Genomic DNA, 16,268 nt, shown 5'->3' on the forward strand with positions numbered 1-16,268 from the left:
CCGCTGCCCTTCCGCGTCATCCGGTCCCCTAAACCTTTCCCGCCCCCGGCCGATATCCCCACCAGACCCACCGTCCACGCAATACCGGAGCATCCGTGACCAACAAGAACATGCGCATCCTGATCGTGGACGACTTCTCCACCATGCGCCGCATCATCAAGAACCTGCTCAACGACCTGGGCTACACGAACACGGCGGAAGCCGAGGATGGCAACAGCGCGCTGACGGCGCTGTCGCAGGGCAGCTTCGAATTCGTGGTCACCGACTGGAACATGCCCGGGATGACCGGCATCGAGCTGCTGAAGGCGATCCGCGCCGACGAGCGTTTCAAGACCCTGCCCGTGCTGATGGTCACCGCCGAAGCCAAGCGCGAGCAGATCATCGAAGCCGCGCAGAACGGCGTGAACGGCTACATCATCAAGCCGTTCACCGCGCAGACGCTGGAAGAGAAGCTGGGCAAGATCTTCGAACGCCTGGGAGCAGCCGCCTGATGAATGCCGTCGCCGACATCACCGGTGCGCGCGCCGCGTTGGTGGAGCGGCTGCAGCACGCGCTCGACGCCCTGGAACAGGGCGACGAAGCCGGCTGGCGCCGCGAACTGGACACCATCGCCGCCTGGCGCACGCAGCCGATGATGCAGGGCCTGGGTCGCCTGGCCCGCGAACTGGCGCAGACCCTGGGCGAACTGCCGCCGACCGACGCCGGCGAGCTCGACGACGCCTGCTCGCGCCTGGACCACGTGGTCGAGATGACCGAACAGGCCAGCCACAAGACCTTGGACTTGGCCGAGCAGTGCCGTAGCTACGCCACCCAGCTCAAGGGCACCGCCCTGTCGGCCGAACAGGCCGCGCTGGTGGACAGCATCGGCAAGGGCCTGTCGGAAATGGCGCTGGCCCAGAGCTACCAGGACCTTACCGGCCAGATCATCCGCCGGGTCGTCGGCATCGTGCGCCGGGTGCATGAGGGCTTCGGTGCGCTCGGTCTGCCGCCGCCGGAGAAGAAAGAGACTTCAGAACTCGCCGGTCCGGCCGTTGCTGGTCTAGACCGCAACGCGTTCTCGCAGGACGACGCCGACGACCTGCTCTCCGGCCTGGGCCTGTAGCCCACCGCCGGACGCTGCGGAACCGGAGACTGCCATGCGCCACCGTTCCGTCCATCGCCATCCTCTCCTCCTGCTGTTCGTCGGGCTGCTGCTGGCCTGCGACGCGATCGCCCGGCGCCTCACCGCGCGCCGCACGGCCGCGCCTCGCCTGGCCCATCCCACCCGCTGATCGACCGTTACGGTAACCCGCCCGTCCATGTCCGCCGTCACGCCCGAAATCGCCGCCGACTTCCTGATCGAAGCGCAGGAAATCCTCGACCGCCTGGGCGAACAGCTGGTCACGCTGGAACAGGACCCCTCCGACAGCGATCAGCTCAACGCGGTCTTCCGCGGCTTCCACACACTCAAAGGCGGCGCGGGCTTCCTCGGCATCCAGGCCATGGTCAACCTCTGCCACGCGGCAGAAGAAACCCTGGGACTGGTGCGCGCCGGCCAGGCGACCCTCGAATCGCACCACTTCGACGCCGCGCAGCAGTCGCTCGACTACCTGCAGCAGATGCTGGACGCGATCGGCGCGGGCGAGGACCCGCCCCACGCGCCGCAGTCGCTGATCGACCAGTTCGACGTACACGGCGGCGCGCCAGTCGCAGCGCCCGCCGCGGCCGTGGCATCCGCCCCCGCCGCCGGCGACCTGATCACCGACGACGAATTCGAAGCACTACTCGACCAGTTGCACGGCGACGCCGCGCCGACCCAGGTGGCCACCGCCGCGCCCGTCGCTGCGCCGCGCCCCGCGCCGGCCGCGCCCAAACCGGCGCCCGCCGCGAAGCCGGCCGCGAAAGCCGGCGGCGAGGCCGAGCAGACCATCCGCGTCGATACCAAACGCCTGGACGCCATCGTCAACCTGGTCGGCGAACTGGTGCTGTCGCGCAACCGCTTGAAGACCCTGCGCGCGCGCATTCGCGACGAGGAACTCGACCGCGCCGTGAGCAGCCTGGACATCGCCACCGCACGCCTGCAGAACGCCGTCATGCGCACGCGCATGCAGCCGGTCGGCAAAGTGTTTTCGCGGTTCCCGAAAGTGGCGCGCGATGTCGCCCGCCAGCTGCAGAAGGAAGTCGACCTGGAACTGGTCGGTGCCGACACCGAACTGGACCGCAACCTGGTGGAGGCCCTGGCCGATCCGCTGGTGCACCTGGTGCGCAATGCCATCGACCACGGCATCGAAGTGCCGTCGCTGCGCGACGCCAGCGGCAAGCCACGCCAGGGCCACGTGCGACTGTCGGCGCAGCAGGAAGGCGATTTCGTCACCATCGAGATCCGCGACGACGGCGCCGGCATCGACCCCGAGCGGCTGCGCGTCAAGGCGCTGGAGAAGGGCCTGATCGATCCCGAAGCCGCCGCACGCCTGTCCCACGACGAATGCCTGCAACTGATCTTCCTGCCGGGCTTCTCGACCAAGGCCGAAGTCACCGACATTTCCGGCCGCGGCGTGGGCATGGACGTGGTGCAGTCGCGCATTCGCGAACTCAGCGGCCAGATCACCATCCATTCCGACGTGGGCCGCGGCAGCCGCTTCGTCATCCGCGTACCGCTGACGCTGGCCATCCTGCCCACGCTGCTGGTCCAGGCCGGCGAGCCGGTCTACGCGCTGCCGCTGGCGCGTGTGATGGAAGTGCTGCACGCGCCCGCCGCCAGCCTGCGCTGGTTCGACGGCCGCGCCGTGCTGGATCGCCAGTCGCACACGTTGCCGCTGGTCGACCTGCGCGACTGGCTGCGGGTGGAACCCGCCGCCGCCGCCCTGCTCACCATCGTGGTGCTGCAGATGGGCGACCAACGCTTCGGCCTGGTCGTCGACCAGGTCCGCGGACGCGAGGAAGTGGTCATCAAGCCCCTGCCGCGCGCCGTGCGCGGCCTGCCGGGCTACGCCGGCGCCACCCTGATCGGCGATGGCCGCATGGCACTGATCCTCGACGTGGACGGTCTGCGCGCGACGGCATAGCGGGCCGGGCTGTTGTGGGAACCGGGCTTTTGTCGGAGCGAGGCTTTTATGGGAGCGACGTAAGTCGCGAGCTCTTTCCTTCAGACATCCGGACCCTGTCCCACTCCGTCTCGCGGCCATCGCGACTTACGTCGCTCCCAAAAGAGAGATTCGGGTGTGACCCCGGTCGCGACTCACGTCGCTCCTACAGGGATCGCGGCTCAAGTCCACCTGAACCGGGCCGATAGATCGCTACATGGATATCTTCAGCCTCATCGGACTCATCCTGGCGCTGGTCGCGCTGGTCGGTGGCAGCATCCTCAAGGGCGCAGGCGTCTCATCGCTGTGGTCCTCGGCGGCGTTCGTCATCGTGATCCTGGGCACCATCGCCGCGATCCTGGTGCACACGCCGCCGCCGGTGTTCAAGCGCGCCGTTGCCATCGTCCGCTGGGTGATCCGTCCGCCGGGCAACGACGGAGAGGCGCTGATCGCCGAGATCGTCGACTGGAGCAACATCGCCCGCAAGCAGGGCCTGTTGGGCCTGGAGCCGCTGGTCAACCAGCAGGACGACCCATTCCTGAAGAAGGGGCTGCAGATGCTGGTCGACGGCGTGGAGCCGGAATCGATCCGGCACATGATGGAAATCGACCTCAACGGCCAGGAACACCAGGACCTGGCGGCCGCGAAGGTGTTCGAGGCGATGGGCATCTACGCGCCCACGCTGGGCATCATCGGCGCCGTGTTCGGCCTGATCGCGGTGATGAAGAACCTCGCCGATCCGAGCAAGCTGGGCCACGGCATCGCTGCCGCGTTCACCGCCACGATCTACGGCATCGCCTCGGCCAACCTGTTCTTCCTGCCCATCGCCAGCAAGCTGAAGAGCGTGATCGGCGGCCGCAGCCGCGAGCAGGAAATGATCATCGAAGGCCTGATCGCCATCGCGCAGGGCGAGAACCCGCGCAACATCGAGGCCAAGCTGGCCGGCTTCCTGCACTGAGCGGGCGCAACGATGGCACGCCGGCACAAGCACGAGGAGCACGCCAACCATGAGGCCTGGGCGATCCCGTACGCCGACCTCATGACCCTGCTGCTCGCCTTCTTCGTGGTGATGTACGCCATCTCCACCATCAACGAAGGCAAGTACCGGGTGATGGCCGATGCGCTGACCGCCGCCTTCGGCGGTGCGCCGCGCACGATCAATCCGGTGCAGGTCGGCAATCACCAACTGCAGGGCGCCGACTTCGACCGCCCCTCGCCGATCAAGTCCGGCGCCAAGCAGGGTCCTTCCGCCCCGTCGCCCTCGCCCAACGTCACCCTGCTGGCGGCGATGGCCTCGCAGATGAACATGTCGCTGGACGCCAAGGGCCTGCAGAACGCCCAGAGCGAGCTCAAGCGCATCGCCGACGATCTGGAGCGCGCGCTGGCGCCACTGATCGACGAGAAGCTGGTCACCATCAAGCGCTCCACCCTCTGGCTGGAAGTGCAGATCAACAGCGACATCCTGTTCGCCACCGGCTCGGCCACGCTGGACCCGCAGGCGCAGGAGACCGTCGGCAAGCTGGGCGCGGTGCTGGCCGGCGTGCCCAATTCGGTCCGCGTGGAGGGCTACACCGACGACCGGCCGATCCGGACGGCGCAGTTCCCGTCCAACTGGGAGCTGTCCTCCTCGCGCGCCGCGAGCGTGGTGCACCTGTTCGTCCGCGACGGAATTCCGCCGGAACGGCTGGCCATGATCGGCTACGGGGAGTTCCGCCCCATCGCCGACAACGCCACGGCCGAAGGCCGCAACGCCAACCGTCGCGTGCTGCTGATCATCCTGGCCAGCCCGGGCGGTCCGGCACCGGAATTGCATGCCCAGCGTGAAGCCGTCGCGCCGCCGTCAGTGATCTCGCTGCCGCCGCTGCCGACGAACGCCGCGACGCCCATGACCGGGGCGCCGCCGGCGCCCCAGGTCCATGAAGGAGTCCAGTGATGCGCGTGTGGGCGATCGCCAACCAGAAAGGCGGTGTTGGCAAGACCACGACCACCCTCGCCCTCGGGCGCGGGCTGGCCATGCGCGGCTATCGCGTGCTGCTGGTGGATCTGGACCCGCATGCGTCGCTGACGCGGGCCTTCGGCGTCCCGGCGGACCCGCAGCCCTCGGGTGTGTTGGAGCTGTTCGACGAGAACCCGCCGGAACTGGTGCGCCTGGCGCGCGCCACCGAAATCGAGAACCTGGCCTTCGTCGCCGCGCAAACGCCGCTGGCGACGCTGGAGCGCCGCAGCGCGACCCAGCCTGGCCTCGGCCTGGCGCTGTCCAACGCGCTGGCGCGCGCTGGCACCGCCTACGACTATGTGCTCTTCGATTGCCCGCCCACGCTCGGCCTGCTGATGGTCAATGCGCTGGCCGCCGCCGACCACGTGATCATCCCCACCCAGACCGAGCCGCTCGCGCTGCACGGCCTGAAGGGCATGTGCCGCACCAGCGAGATGATCGAGCGTTCGCGCCGCCGCGCGCTGCCGGTCTCCATCCTGCCTACCCTGTACGACAAGCGCACGCGCACCGGCGCCGATACGCTGAAGGCGATGCAAGAGGAGCACGGCGACGCCGTCTGGAACGACGCCATTCCCAACGACACCCGCATCTGCAGCATCGAGGCGCTGACGCATTCCGCGCCGGCCGCGCAGTATCCCGGCCGCGGCCTGTCGGCCTACCGTCGTGCGCTGGACTGGCTGCTGATGAGCGAGGCCCGCGCCACGGAGCAGGCCGCATGACCACACCCGCCGTCCTCGATGACTACCTGCAGGACCTGCTGGGCGACGTGGCCCTCGCCCCGGCAGCTAGTCCTGCCGCGGCCGACACACCTGCATCCGTCGTCGCCGAGTCCGCGCCCGTTGTCGAAGCCCCGGCCGTGGAAACACTTGTCGTGGAAGCACCCGTCGTGCCCGCGCCGGCCCTGGCGGTCGCACCGGTGCGCGCGGATGCCGACCTGATCACCGACGACGAGTTCGAAGCCCTGCTCGACCAGTTGCATGGCGACGGCGTACCGCAAGCCGTCTCCGAACCCGTCCTCGCCGCGCCGGTACACACGCCGCCGCCCGCCCCTGCACCCGCCATCGCACCGGCGCGCGCGCCTGCGGGCGATGTCATTTCCGATGACGAGTTCGAAGCGCTGCTGGACGAACTGCACGGGGGCGCCGCGCCTACCGCACGCGTCAGTGCGCCCGCGCCCGCGGCCGAAGCGATCGCTCCCGCACGGCCCGCGGCACCGCGCGTCCTGCCGCCGCTGCCCACCCATCCTTATTTGCAGGCACCCGTCGACACCGGCGAGCGCCGTCGCGCGACCGAACGCAAGACACGCTGGTTGCGCCTGCGCTGCGACCAGCAGCATTACGGACTGGAACTGCTGAAGGTGCAGGAAGTCGTCTTGCCCGCCACCCTGCTGCCGCTGCGCGGCGCCGCGCCGCACATGCTGGGCGTGATGAACCTGCGCGGGCAGGTGGTGCCGGTCATCGATCTCGGCCTGTACCTGGGCCGTCGGCCGATCGAGCCCGACACCGCCACCCGCATCGTGGTGCTGGAAGAGCATGGCGAGATCCTCGGCCTGCGCGTCAGCGCGGTGGAGGACGTGGCCAACCTCAGCGACCACCAGATCGAATCCCCGGACAACGCCCGCGTGGGCCGCATCGCCAACCCGCTGTTCCGCGGCGTGGCGAGGCTCAACGAGCGCGCGGTGATCCTGCTGGACGCTTCGCAGTTGCTGCAGTGAAGCGAGGAACGAGTGGAGAGGAGTGAGGACTGAGGAAAAGCGGGAACACGCTCTTGCCCTTACTCACTCCTCACTCCTCGCCACTCACTCCTGCTTTCCCCAACCCGATCACACATTCACACCCATCCCTAAAGAGCGGCGCCGCCGCGCCGATACTCCACTAGAGCCGCCCTTCCGGAGACACGATGAGCGCAGTGCCCCTGGGTGATGACCTCGGTATCGAGGCCGCCACCGACCTCAAGCAGCATCTCGCCCTGCACGTCGCCGACGCGGCGCCGCTGGTGCTGGATGCCGGCACCGTGCAGCGCGTCCACACGGCCAGCCTGCAGGTGCTGTGCAGCTTCGTGCGGCAGCGCCAGCAGGCCGGGCTGGCCACCGATTTCGGCGCGGTCAGCCAGAGTTTCCGCGACGCCGCGCGCCTGCTGGGCGTGGGCCGCCAGCTCGGCCTGGCCTCGGACGACACCAACATCAATACGCAACAAGTGGAGAACCCCGCATGAGCGCACGCATTCTGGTAGTGGACGATTCGGCCTCGATGCGACAGATGGTCGCTTTCGCCCTTACCTCGGCGGGGTTCGCGGTGGACGAGGCCGAAGATGGCCAGGTCGCCCTGGGCCGCGCGCAGGGCCAGCGCTTCAATGCCGTCGTCACCGACGTCAACATGCCGAACATGGACGGCATCTCGCTGATCCGCGCCCTGCGCGGCATGCCGGACTACAAGTTCACCCCGATGCTGATGCTGACCACCGAGTCGGCCGCCGACAAGAAGGCCGAAGGCAAGGCCGCCGGCGCCACCGGCTGGCTGGTCAAGCCGTTCAATCCGGAACAGCTGGTCGCGACCGTCCAGAAAGTCCTGGGCTGATCACCCCTCCTCCCCTACGCCTTCCGTCACAGGTCTCCGTCGCAATGAACATGGACATGCAGCGCTTCCACGCCACGTTCTTCGAGGAGAGCCGCGAAGGGCTGGAGGCCATGGAAGCGGGCCTGCTGTCGCTGGAACAGGGCAGCCGCGACGGCGACCTGATCAACTCCATCTTCCGCGCCGCCCACTCCATCAAGGGCGGCTCGGCCACGTTCGGCTTCGACGCGATCGCCGGCCTGACCCACGTGCTGGAAACACTGCTGGACGAACTGCGCGCAGGCCAGCGCGCCGTCAGCCCGCCCGCGGTGGACGCGATGCTGGCGTCGGTCGACGTGCTGCGCGCCCTGCTGGCCGAAGCCGAACACGGCACACCCGCCGATCCCGCCGCCGTGCAGGCCATCAAGGACCGCCTCAACGCGGTGCTGACCGGCCAGGACGCGCCGGTCGCCGCGGCCGCCGCGCCGAAGGCCGACGAAACGCCGGAAGGCTGGAAGATCGGCTTCACTCCGGCGCCGTCGCTCTTCATGAGCGGCAACGATCCGCTACGCATCATCCGCGAACTGGAACACCTGGGCCCGCTGGAAGTCGCCTGCCGGCTGGAGCGCCTGCCCGGCTTCGACCAGCTCGATCCGCTGGAAGCCTATCTCGCCTGGGACCTCGGCCTGATCGGCAAGGTGCCGCGCAGCGCGGTGGACGATGTCTTCGCGTGGGTCGTCGACGATTGCGAACTCGACATCCAGCCCATGCAGCGCGATGCCATCCCGGTGGCGGCGGTGGCCGCCGTCGAAGCCGCAACCGCCGCGCCTGTCGTCGCTGCCGCGCAACCGGGCGCCGCGCCCGCGCAGGCCGCCGCCAACGACACCGCCGAAACCTCCATCCGCGTCAGCGTCGACAAGATCGACGGCCTGATCAACCTGGTGGGCGAACTCGTCATCACCCAGGCCATGCTGAAGCAGGTGTCGGGCGTGCTCGACCCGACGCAGTGCGAACGCCTCTTCGCCGGCCTGGATTTGCTGGAACGCAATACCCGCGATCTGCAGGAAGCCGTCATCGGCGTGCGCATGCTGCCCGTCGATGCGGTGTTCCGCCGTTTCCCGCGCCTGGTCCGCGACCTGTCCGCCCGCCTCGGCAAGCAGGTGCGCCTGCGCACCGTCGGCGAAGGCACTGAGCTGGACAAGGGCCTGATCGAACGCATCGCCGATCCGCTGGTGCACCTGGTCCGCAATTCGATCGACCACGGCCTGGAAATGCCCGACGTGCGCGCACAGGCCGGCAAGGACGAGACCGGTACGATCACGCTGGCGGCCTCGCACCAGGGCGGCCACATCGTCATCGAAGTCAGCGACGACGGCCGTGGCCTGAATCGCGAACGCATCCTCGCCAAGGCGGCCGAGCGCGGTCTGGCCGTGCCGGAAAACCCGACCGATTCGCAGGTCTGGGACCTGATCTTCCAGCCGGGCTTCTCCACCGCCGAAGCGGTCACCGACCTGTCCGGCCGCGGCGTGGGCATGGACGTGGTCCGCCGCAACATCCAGGCCCTCGGTGGCGAAGTGCAGCTCGAAAGCGCCGCCAACCAGGGCACCCGCGTGGTGATCCGCCTGCCGCTGACGCTGGCCATCCTCGATGGCATGGCGGTGTCGGTGGGCGACGAAACGCTGATCCTGCCGCTGACCTACGTGCTGGAAGCGCTGCAGCCGGTGGCCGACGACGTGCGCACGGTGGCCGGGGACGGCCGCGTGCTGCGCGTGCGCGGCGAATACCTGCCGATGGTCGCGCTCAACGACTACTACCGTTACGGCGACGCACGCGCCAGCGATCCGCTGGTCGTCGTGGTCGAGGCCGATGGCCAGAAACTTGCATTGGAAGTCGATGAACTCATCGGCCAACAGCAGGTGGTGGTCAAGAATCTCGAGAACAACTACCGCCGCATCGACGGCATCTCCGGCGCCACCATCCTCGGTGACGGCCGCGTCGCCCTGATCGTCGACGTGGGCGGCCTGGTCCGCTCGCGCCGGATGCAGCAGGCGGCCTGACAGCCTCTTCCCGCATGTCCCCTTCGGTCGCCGTGCCCCGGCGACGACGACGGCGCACGCCCTTACACTTCCGGTATCCGCATGAAGTACGCACTTTCCCTGCTCGCCCTGGCCCTGGCGGCCGCCCACGCCCCGGCGCAGGCCGCCGAGGGCACGACGAAGGCCGCCGCCTGGCCGCCGAAGATCACCTTTGCCGACGGCACCGAGCTCAGCCTCGGCGGCAATCTCCAATACGACCTCAACCAGTTCTCCGGCGATGGCTACAACGGCGCCGCGCTGGAGGACGATGACGCCTGGCGTCGGCAGGAACTCGGCTTCACCCTGCGCCGCAAGGGCGTGTACGACCTGGGCGTGACCTACGACTTCCAGGCCAAGAGCTGGAACGACGTGGCGCTGCGCCTCGAGACCAAGGCACTGTTCGGCCGCGACCTCGGCAAGGTGCGCATCGGCCAGATGAAGGTACCGCTGGGCTTCGAGGGCAATACCGCCACGCGTGCGGTCAGCTTCCTGGAAGCTTCGCTGCCCACGCAGGCGTTCTACGAGAATCGCCGCAGCGGCATCGACTGGGCGTTCGAACGCGACCACTACGTGGTCAACGCCGGCTATTTCTTCGAATCCGACCTGCTGGGCAACAACAAGGGCGATACCCGCGCACTGCGCGTGGCATGGACCCCGCGCAAGGCCGCGGGCGACGTCCTGCACCTGGGTATCGCCGCCTCGCGCGAACAGCCGGACAGCGAGGTCAACGGCCTCGGCGTGACCGTGTACCCCAGCGTGCGATGGCGCGCCAGGCCCGAGGCCGCGCTGACGGCCGTGCGGCTGGTGGACTCGGGCACGCTGACCCGCGTCGACCGCATCGATCGCTCCGGCCTGGAAGCGCTCTGGATCCACGGACCGTGGTCGGTGCAGGGCGAATACCTGCATCAGGAAACCACGCGCGATCTCGGCTTGCCGTCCTACTCGGCCGATGGTGCGTACGTGTTCGGCAGTTGGTTCGCCACCGGTGAATCGCGCGGCTACAGCGGCGGCAACGTCGCCAATCCGAAGCCGAAGGGCAAGTACGGCGCGCTGGAGCTGCTCGCGCGCTACAGCCGCATCGATCTCAACAGCGATGGCATCGCCGGCGGCCGCCAGTCCGATTGGACGCTGGGCGCGAACTGGTACCTGACGCCCTACTTCAAGTTCCAGGCGAACTACGTGAAGACCGACGCCACGCGCGGCGCATTCTCCGCCGATCCGTCGGTGTTCGAACTGCGCGCGCAGCTGCAGTTCTGACCGCTACGCCCCCCTGCCCCGCGCCGCCGGTCACGGTTCGCGCGGGGCGCCGACGACAGTTTCGTAAGCGCGCTTACCTTTCGTCCGCACCGCTGTAAAGAAGCGGTCATCAACGCCGTTACTCCAGAGCAGACGTCGCACCAACAGAGTGCAGACGCCACGCGCTGTCGCGCTGATGCGCCGTCCTCACCGCTGAACCCTATCGAGACCACCTTCATGTTCAAGCACCTCAACATCGGCAAACGACTGGCCATCGGCTTCGCCGTCCTCGTCCTGCTGATCGTGGCCACCGGCGCCTTCTCCGCACTGCGCATGGGCGCGGCGCAGGACGTGGTGCTGGACATCACGAAGAAGGAAGTCCCGGCCATCCGCGATCTGGGGCGCATGGCCACGATGCTGGCCGAATACCGTGTCAGCGAGCGCGGCCTGGTCGCCAGCTACGAAAACCCGGAGAAGGTTGCCGAATACACCGGCGAACTCCTCGCGGGCGGCAAGGCCTTCGACGAGCTTTCCAGGGCGTATGGCGCCGGTCTTACCGACAAGCAGGACCAGGCGCTGCACCAGGAGATGATGGCGAAATCCGCGCTGTACTTCGACAACAGCCGCCGTCTGATCGAATCGATCAAGGTCGGCGACCTGACGCCCGCAAGCGGCGCCGGCGACCTGCGCCAGGCCACCGCCGATGCCGTTGCGCGGATGCTGGATGCGAAGATGAAGGTGCTGGACGAATCGGTCGCCGCGCAGGAGGCCGGCTACAGCACCAACATCAAGGCCATCGGCCTGCTGGTGGCGGTGGCGTTGATGCTGGCCATCGCGGCGGCGGTCCTCATCACGCGTTCGATCGTGCGGCCGATGGCCGAAGTCACGAGTGTCGCGGACGCTGTGGCGCGGGGCCAGCTCGATCGCGAGATCATCATTGATGACCGCAGCGAGACCGGCAAACTGCTGGGCTCCATGCAGCGCATGCAGACGCAGGTGAAATCGCTCATCGCCGCCCTCGCCGAGATGACCCGCCGCCACGACGAGGGCCAGATCAGCTTCCGCATCGACGATACGCACTTCCCCGGCGATTACGGCCGCATGGTGCGCGACACCAACACGCTGGTGGCACAACACATCGGCGTGAAGATGAGCGCGGTGAACGTCATGCGCCGCTACGCGGTGGGCGACCTGTCGGTCGATATGGACCGCCTGCCGGGCGAGAAGGCCGTCATCACCGAAGCCATGGACATGTGCAAGGCCAACCTGTCGGCGATCAACGGCGAAATCAAGCGCCTGTCGACGGCTGCCGCGTCGGGCGATTTCACCCAGCGTGGCGACGTGGACAAGTACCAGTACGATTTCCGCGAGATGGTCGAAGGCCTCAATGGGCTGATGAAGACGACCGACGGCAACCTGGCCGAAGTATCGCAGGTGCTGCAGGCCATCGCCCGCGGCGACATGACCGTCCGCATGGAAGGCGACTTCCACGGCGTGTTCGCCACCATGCGTGACGACGCCAATGCCACCGTCAGCCAGCTGACGGAGATCGTGGGCGGCATCCAGATGGCAGCGCTTAGCATCAACACCGCCGCCGGCGAGATCGCCTCCGGTAACAGCGACCTGTCGCGCCGTACCGAGCAGCAGGCGGCGAACCTGGAAGAAACGGCCGCCTCGATGGAGGAACTGACCTCCACCGTGCGTCAGAACGCCGAATCGGCTCGCCAGGCCAACCAGCTCGCCATCGGCGCCGCATCCGTGGCTTCTCAGGGCGGTGAAGTTGTCGGCAAGGTCGTCACCACCATGACCGACATCGAACAGTCCTCGAAGAAGATCGCCGAGATCATCTCGGTCATCGATGGCATCGCCTTCCAGACCAATATCCTGGCCTTGAATGCGGCGGTGGAAGCCGCGCGTGCCGGCGAACAGGGCCGTGGCTTCGCGGTGGTCGCAAGCGAGGTCCGCACGCTCGCCCAGCGTTCGGCCAATGCCGCCAAGGAGATCAAGGGCCTGATCGAGACCTCGGTGGACAAGGTGGCCGATGGCTCGGCCCTGGTGCACCAGGCCGGCACGACCATGAGCGAGATCGTGGCCTCCGTGCAGCGTGTCACCGACATCATGGCCGAGATCTCCGCGGCCTCGCAGGAACAGAGCGCGGGCATCGAACAGGTCAACCAGACCATCACCCAGATGGACGAAACCACCCAGCAGAACGCCGCGCTGGTGGAAGAAGCGACGGCCGCGGCACGCTCGATGGAAGAGCAGGCCCAGGCGCTGACCGAATCGGTGGCGGTGTTCAAGCTGCATGGCACCGTCAGCGCCCCGGTGCGTCGGGCCATCGCCGAAGCGGCGACGCCGAAGGCGGCCGCACCCAAAGCGGTGGCCCGCAAGCCAGCCGCACGCAAGCCCGAACCGGTGCTCGCCGACGGCGACTGGCAGGAGTTCTGATCCTACCCTTGTCTGCTCCACCCTCGCGGCCCGGGCTTTCCCGGGCCGCGTCGTTTCCAGCAGGCCCTACCGTTCGTCGGGAAGTACACGTGTGTAGCTCAATCGGAAAACCGTGACGCCGATATCGATTCTGATACCCCTAAGCCCGTCGCCTGCCCCATGAACCGATTCGCACGTCTTTCGCTCGGCAGCAAACTCTCGTTCCAGGTCACCCTCGCCGTCGCCGTCGTCCTGCTGCTGCTCGCGCTGGTGGTCCAGCGCCAGTCAAGCCACGCGATCGAGGAGCGCGCCCTCGGCGACCTCGATGTCACCGCACAGATCATGCTGGAGTCCGTCGCCCTCTACGACCGGACGCTGACGGAAACCACGCAGCGCATGGCGCGCAGCTTCCGCGCCTCGCTGCCCGCGGGCGACGTGTCGGCCGACCCCTCGCACACGACCCTGATCGGCGATACCGACGTGCCCCAACTGCGCTTCGGCCGGCAGAGCGTCAACCTCGACTTCACGGCCGTGGATCGCTTCACCGACGCGACCGACGTGGTCGCGACGCTGTTCGTCCGCCAGGGCGATGAGTTCATCCGCGCGACCACCTCCTTGCGCAACGCCGATAACGAGCGGGTCATCGGCACGGCTCTCGACCACAAACACCCCGCCTATGCGCTGATCCTGGAGGACAAGCCGTATACCGGGCGCGCGCGCCTGTTCGGGCGCGACTACATGACCCACTACGAGCCGCTCGTCGACGTGCAGGGCAAGACCGTGGGCATCCTGTTCGTGGGCCAGAACTACGGCGATGGCCTGGCCGCACTGAAAGACCGGCTGCGCACCACGCAACTGGGCGAGGCAGGCTATTTCTTCGTCGTCGACATGGCCGAAGGCGACCACCACGGCATGCTCGCGGCCCACCCGGCCAGCCAGGAATCGCCGTTCGCCACGGTCGTGGGCGCCGATTCGCTCCCCGCCATGAAGGCGCTGCTGGAGCAGGAGCATGGACATGCCGTACTGGATATCGCACCCAAGGCGGGCGACGAGGCCGAGCCCGCCCTGGTGGCGGTGAAGCGTTTCGCACCGTGGAAATGGGCACTGGTCGCGGTCGAGCCCCGCTCCACCGTCATCGCGTCCAGCCACGCGCTGACGATCAGCATCCTGGCGCTTTCGCTGGCTGCCCTCGCCGTCATCGCCATCCTCACCTGGATCGGCGTGCGTCGCGTCGTCTCGCAGCCGCTGCGCGCCGCAGTCGGCATCGCCGAACACGTGGCTGCCGGCAAGCTGGATGGCCGGATCGACACCCACCGCCAGGACGAGGTCGGCCAGCTGCTGGCCGCGATGCATCAGGTACAGACGCAGGTCGTATCGGTGATCGGCGCGCAGACCGAGATGACCCGCCAGCACGACGAAGGCACGATCAGTTACCGCATCGACGAGAGCCGCTTCCCGGGCGAGTACGGCACCATGGTGCGAGCCACGAACGCTCTGGTCGCCTCGCACATCGCGGTCAAGATGCGCCTGGTCGACGTGATGCAGCGCTACGCCGTCGGCGATCTGTCAGTCGACATGGACCGCCTGCCGGGCGAGAAGGCCGTGCTGACGCAGACGATGGACGTGACCAAGGCGAGCCTGTCGGCGATCAATGCCGAAATCAAGCGCCTGGCGTCGGCTGCCGCCGCGGGCGACTTCTCGCATCGCGGCGATGCGGGCAAGTACGCGTATGACTTCCGCGAGATGGTCGACGGCCTGAACCGCCTGATGGAAACCACCGATGGCAACCTGGCGGAAGTCTCCCGGCTACTGCAGGCCATCGCACGAGGCGATCTGACCGCCCGCATGGAAGGCGATTTCCATGGCGTCTTCGCCAGCATGCGCGACGATGCCAACGCCACCGTCGCCCAGCTGACCGAGATCGTAGGCCACATCCAAGATGCATCACGCAGTATCAACACGGCAGCAGGCGAAATCGCTTCAGGCAATCTGGATCTCTCGCGCCGTACCGAACAGCAGGCGGCGAATCTGGAAGAAACGGCCGCCTCGATGGAGGAACTGACCTCCACCGTGCGTCAGAACGCCGAGTCGGCCCGCCAGGCCAACCAGCTCGCCATCGGTGCGGCCTCGGTCGCCTCGCAGGGTGGTGAAGTTGTCGGCAAGGTCGTCACCACCATGACCGACATCGAACAGTCGTCGAAGAAGATCGCCGAGATCATCTCCGTCATCGATGGCATCGCCTTCCAGACCAATATCCTGGCCTTGAACGCCGCGGTGGAAGCGGCGCGTGCCGGCGAACAGGGCCGCGGCTTTGCCGTGGTCGCGTCGGAAGTGCGCACGCTGGCCCAGCGTTCGGCCAATGCCGCCAAGGAGATCAAGGGCCTGATCGAAACCTCGGTGGACAAGGTCGCCGACGGCTCGGCCCTGGTGCACCAGGCCGGCACTACCATGAGCGAGATCGTGGCCAGCGTGCAGCGTGTCACCGACATCATGGCCGAGATCTCCGCGGCCTCGCAGGAGCAAAGCGCGGGCATCGAGCAGGTCAACCAGACCATCACCCAGATGGACGAAACCACCCAGCAGAACGCCGCGCTGGTGGAAGAAGCCACGGCCGCGGCACGCTCGATGGAAGAGCAGGCCCAGGCGCTGACCGAATCGGTGGCGGTGTTCAAGCTGCATGGCACCGTCAGCGCCCCGGTGCGTCGGGCCATCACCGAAGCGGCGACGCCGAAGGCGGCCGCACCCAAAGCGGTGGCCCGCAAGCCAGCCGTACGCAAGCCCGAGCCGGTGCTCGCCGACGGCGACTGGCAGGAGTTCTGATCTTCACCCTGCTCTCTGCTTCACCCCTGCGGCCCGGGATTACCGGGCCGCAGCCATTCTGGCGTCGCTAAAGATCGTGCGACGCACGCCGATACAGCGT

Annotated in this window: 14 protein-coding genes; all 14 read left to right on the plus strand. The window is 67.8% G+C overall.

Annotated elements, in window-relative coordinates:
• Nucleotides 1-110 precede the first annotated feature (110 nt).
• The 14 genes from cheY (at nt 111) to AC23D6_RS11010 (ending at nt 16,168) form a co-directional block, all read left to right on the plus strand.
• A complete protein-coding gene (cheY, locus tag AC23D6_RS10945; RefSeq protein WP_435306692.1) occupies nt 111-491 on the plus strand; it encodes a chemotaxis response regulator CheY in 381 nt (126 codons plus the stop codon).
• A complete protein-coding gene (locus AC23D6_RS10950; RefSeq protein ID WP_487749300.1) occupies nt 491-1,102 on the plus strand; it encodes a protein phosphatase CheZ in 612 nt (203 codons plus the stop codon). Before cheY ends, AC23D6_RS10950 begins: the two co-directional genes overlap by 1 nt.
• A gap of 34 nt (nt 1,103-1,136) precedes the next feature.
• Nucleotides 1,137-1,271, plus strand: coding sequence for a hypothetical protein (locus tag AC23D6_RS10955; RefSeq protein ID WP_487749301.1), 135 nt, complete (start codon nt 1,137-1,139; stop codon nt 1,269-1,271).
• 27 nt (nt 1,272-1,298) lie between these two features.
• Nucleotides 1,299-3,044, plus strand: coding sequence for a chemotaxis protein CheA (locus AC23D6_RS10960; protein ID WP_487749302.1), 1,746 nt, complete (start codon nt 1,299-1,301; stop codon nt 3,042-3,044).
• Nucleotides 3,045-3,279: 235 nt separating this feature from the next.
• Entirely contained in the window at nt 3,280-4,020 is a 741-nt protein-coding gene (locus AC23D6_RS10965) for a flagellar motor protein (RefSeq protein WP_487749303.1), read from the plus strand.
• A 12-nt stretch (nt 4,021-4,032) separates the two neighbouring features.
• Nucleotides 4,033-4,995 (plus strand): flagellar motor protein MotD, encoded by a 963-nt coding sequence (gene motD / locus AC23D6_RS10970; RefSeq protein WP_487749304.1) that lies wholly within the window; start codon nt 4,033-4,035, stop codon nt 4,993-4,995.
• A complete protein-coding gene (locus tag AC23D6_RS10975) occupies nt 4,995-5,777 on the plus strand; it encodes a ParA family protein (RefSeq protein ID WP_487749305.1) in 783 nt (260 codons plus the stop codon). The genes motD and AC23D6_RS10975 overlap by 1 nt, the downstream gene beginning before the upstream one ends.
• Nucleotides 5,774-6,772, plus strand: a complete 999-nt coding sequence (locus tag AC23D6_RS10980) for a chemotaxis protein CheW (protein WP_487749306.1) — start codon at nt 5,774-5,776, stop codon at nt 6,770-6,772. Before AC23D6_RS10975 ends, AC23D6_RS10980 begins: the two co-directional genes overlap by 4 nt.
• A 185-nt stretch (nt 6,773-6,957) precedes the next feature.
• Nucleotides 6,958-7,272 (plus strand): STAS domain-containing protein, encoded by a 315-nt coding sequence (locus AC23D6_RS10985; protein ID WP_487749307.1) that lies wholly within the window; start codon nt 6,958-6,960, stop codon nt 7,270-7,272.
• Nucleotides 7,269-7,634, plus strand: coding sequence for a response regulator (locus AC23D6_RS10990; RefSeq protein ID WP_487749308.1), 366 nt, complete (start codon nt 7,269-7,271; stop codon nt 7,632-7,634). Before AC23D6_RS10985 ends, AC23D6_RS10990 begins: the two co-directional genes overlap by 4 nt.
• 44 nt (nt 7,635-7,678) lie before the next feature.
• Nucleotides 7,679-9,667, plus strand: coding sequence for a chemotaxis protein CheA (locus AC23D6_RS10995; RefSeq protein WP_487749309.1), 1,989 nt, complete (start codon nt 7,679-7,681; stop codon nt 9,665-9,667).
• Nucleotides 9,668-9,748: 81 nt separating this feature from the next.
• Entirely contained in the window at nt 9,749-10,942 is a 1,194-nt protein-coding gene (locus AC23D6_RS11000) for an OprO/OprP family phosphate-selective porin (protein WP_487749310.1), read from the plus strand.
• A 216-nt stretch (nt 10,943-11,158) separates the two neighbouring features.
• Nucleotides 11,159-13,369, plus strand: a complete 2,211-nt coding sequence (locus AC23D6_RS11005) for a methyl-accepting chemotaxis protein (protein ID WP_487749311.1) — start codon at nt 11,159-11,161, stop codon at nt 13,367-13,369.
• A 159-nt stretch (nt 13,370-13,528) separates the two neighbouring features.
• Nucleotides 13,529-16,168 (plus strand): Cache 3/Cache 2 fusion domain-containing protein, encoded by a 2,640-nt coding sequence (locus AC23D6_RS11010; RefSeq protein ID WP_487749312.1) that lies wholly within the window; start codon nt 13,529-13,531, stop codon nt 16,166-16,168.
• Nucleotides 16,169-16,268 lie beyond the last annotated feature (100 nt).

This window comes from Pseudoxanthomonas sp. G3 (genome assembly GCF_057654715.1).

Excerpts from the sequence above, each read along its gene's own strand:
- cheY (WP_435306692.1), top strand. The coding sequence starts at position 111 with ATGCGCATCCTGATCGTGGACGACTTCTCCACCATGCGCCGCATCATC.
- AC23D6_RS10950 (WP_487749300.1), top strand. The coding sequence starts at position 491 with ATGAATGCCGTCGCCGACATCACCGGTGCGCGCGCCGCGTTGGTGGAG.
- AC23D6_RS10955 (WP_487749301.1), top strand. The coding sequence starts at position 1,137 with ATGCGCCACCGTTCCGTCCATCGCCATCCTCTCCTCCTGCTGTTCGTC.
- AC23D6_RS10960 (WP_487749302.1), top strand. The coding sequence starts at position 1,299 with ATGTCCGCCGTCACGCCCGAAATCGCCGCCGACTTCCTGATCGAAGCG.
- AC23D6_RS10965 (WP_487749303.1), top strand. The coding sequence starts at position 3,280 with ATGGATATCTTCAGCCTCATCGGACTCATCCTGGCGCTGGTCGCGCTG.
- motD (WP_487749304.1), top strand. The coding sequence starts at position 4,033 with ATGGCACGCCGGCACAAGCACGAGGAGCACGCCAACCATGAGGCCTGG.
- AC23D6_RS10975 (WP_487749305.1), top strand. The coding sequence starts at position 4,995 with ATGCGCGTGTGGGCGATCGCCAACCAGAAAGGCGGTGTTGGCAAGACC.
- AC23D6_RS10980 (WP_487749306.1), top strand. The coding sequence starts at position 5,774 with ATGACCACACCCGCCGTCCTCGATGACTACCTGCAGGACCTGCTGGGC.
- AC23D6_RS10985 (WP_487749307.1), top strand. The coding sequence starts at position 6,958 with ATGAGCGCAGTGCCCCTGGGTGATGACCTCGGTATCGAGGCCGCCACC.
- AC23D6_RS10990 (WP_487749308.1), top strand. The coding sequence starts at position 7,269 with ATGAGCGCACGCATTCTGGTAGTGGACGATTCGGCCTCGATGCGACAG.
- AC23D6_RS10995 (WP_487749309.1), top strand. The coding sequence starts at position 7,679 with ATGAACATGGACATGCAGCGCTTCCACGCCACGTTCTTCGAGGAGAGC.
- AC23D6_RS11000 (WP_487749310.1), top strand. The coding sequence starts at position 9,749 with ATGAAGTACGCACTTTCCCTGCTCGCCCTGGCCCTGGCGGCCGCCCAC.
- AC23D6_RS11005 (WP_487749311.1), top strand. The coding sequence starts at position 11,159 with ATGTTCAAGCACCTCAACATCGGCAAACGACTGGCCATCGGCTTCGCC.
- AC23D6_RS11010 (WP_487749312.1), top strand. The coding sequence starts at position 13,529 with ATGAACCGATTCGCACGTCTTTCGCTCGGCAGCAAACTCTCGTTCCAG.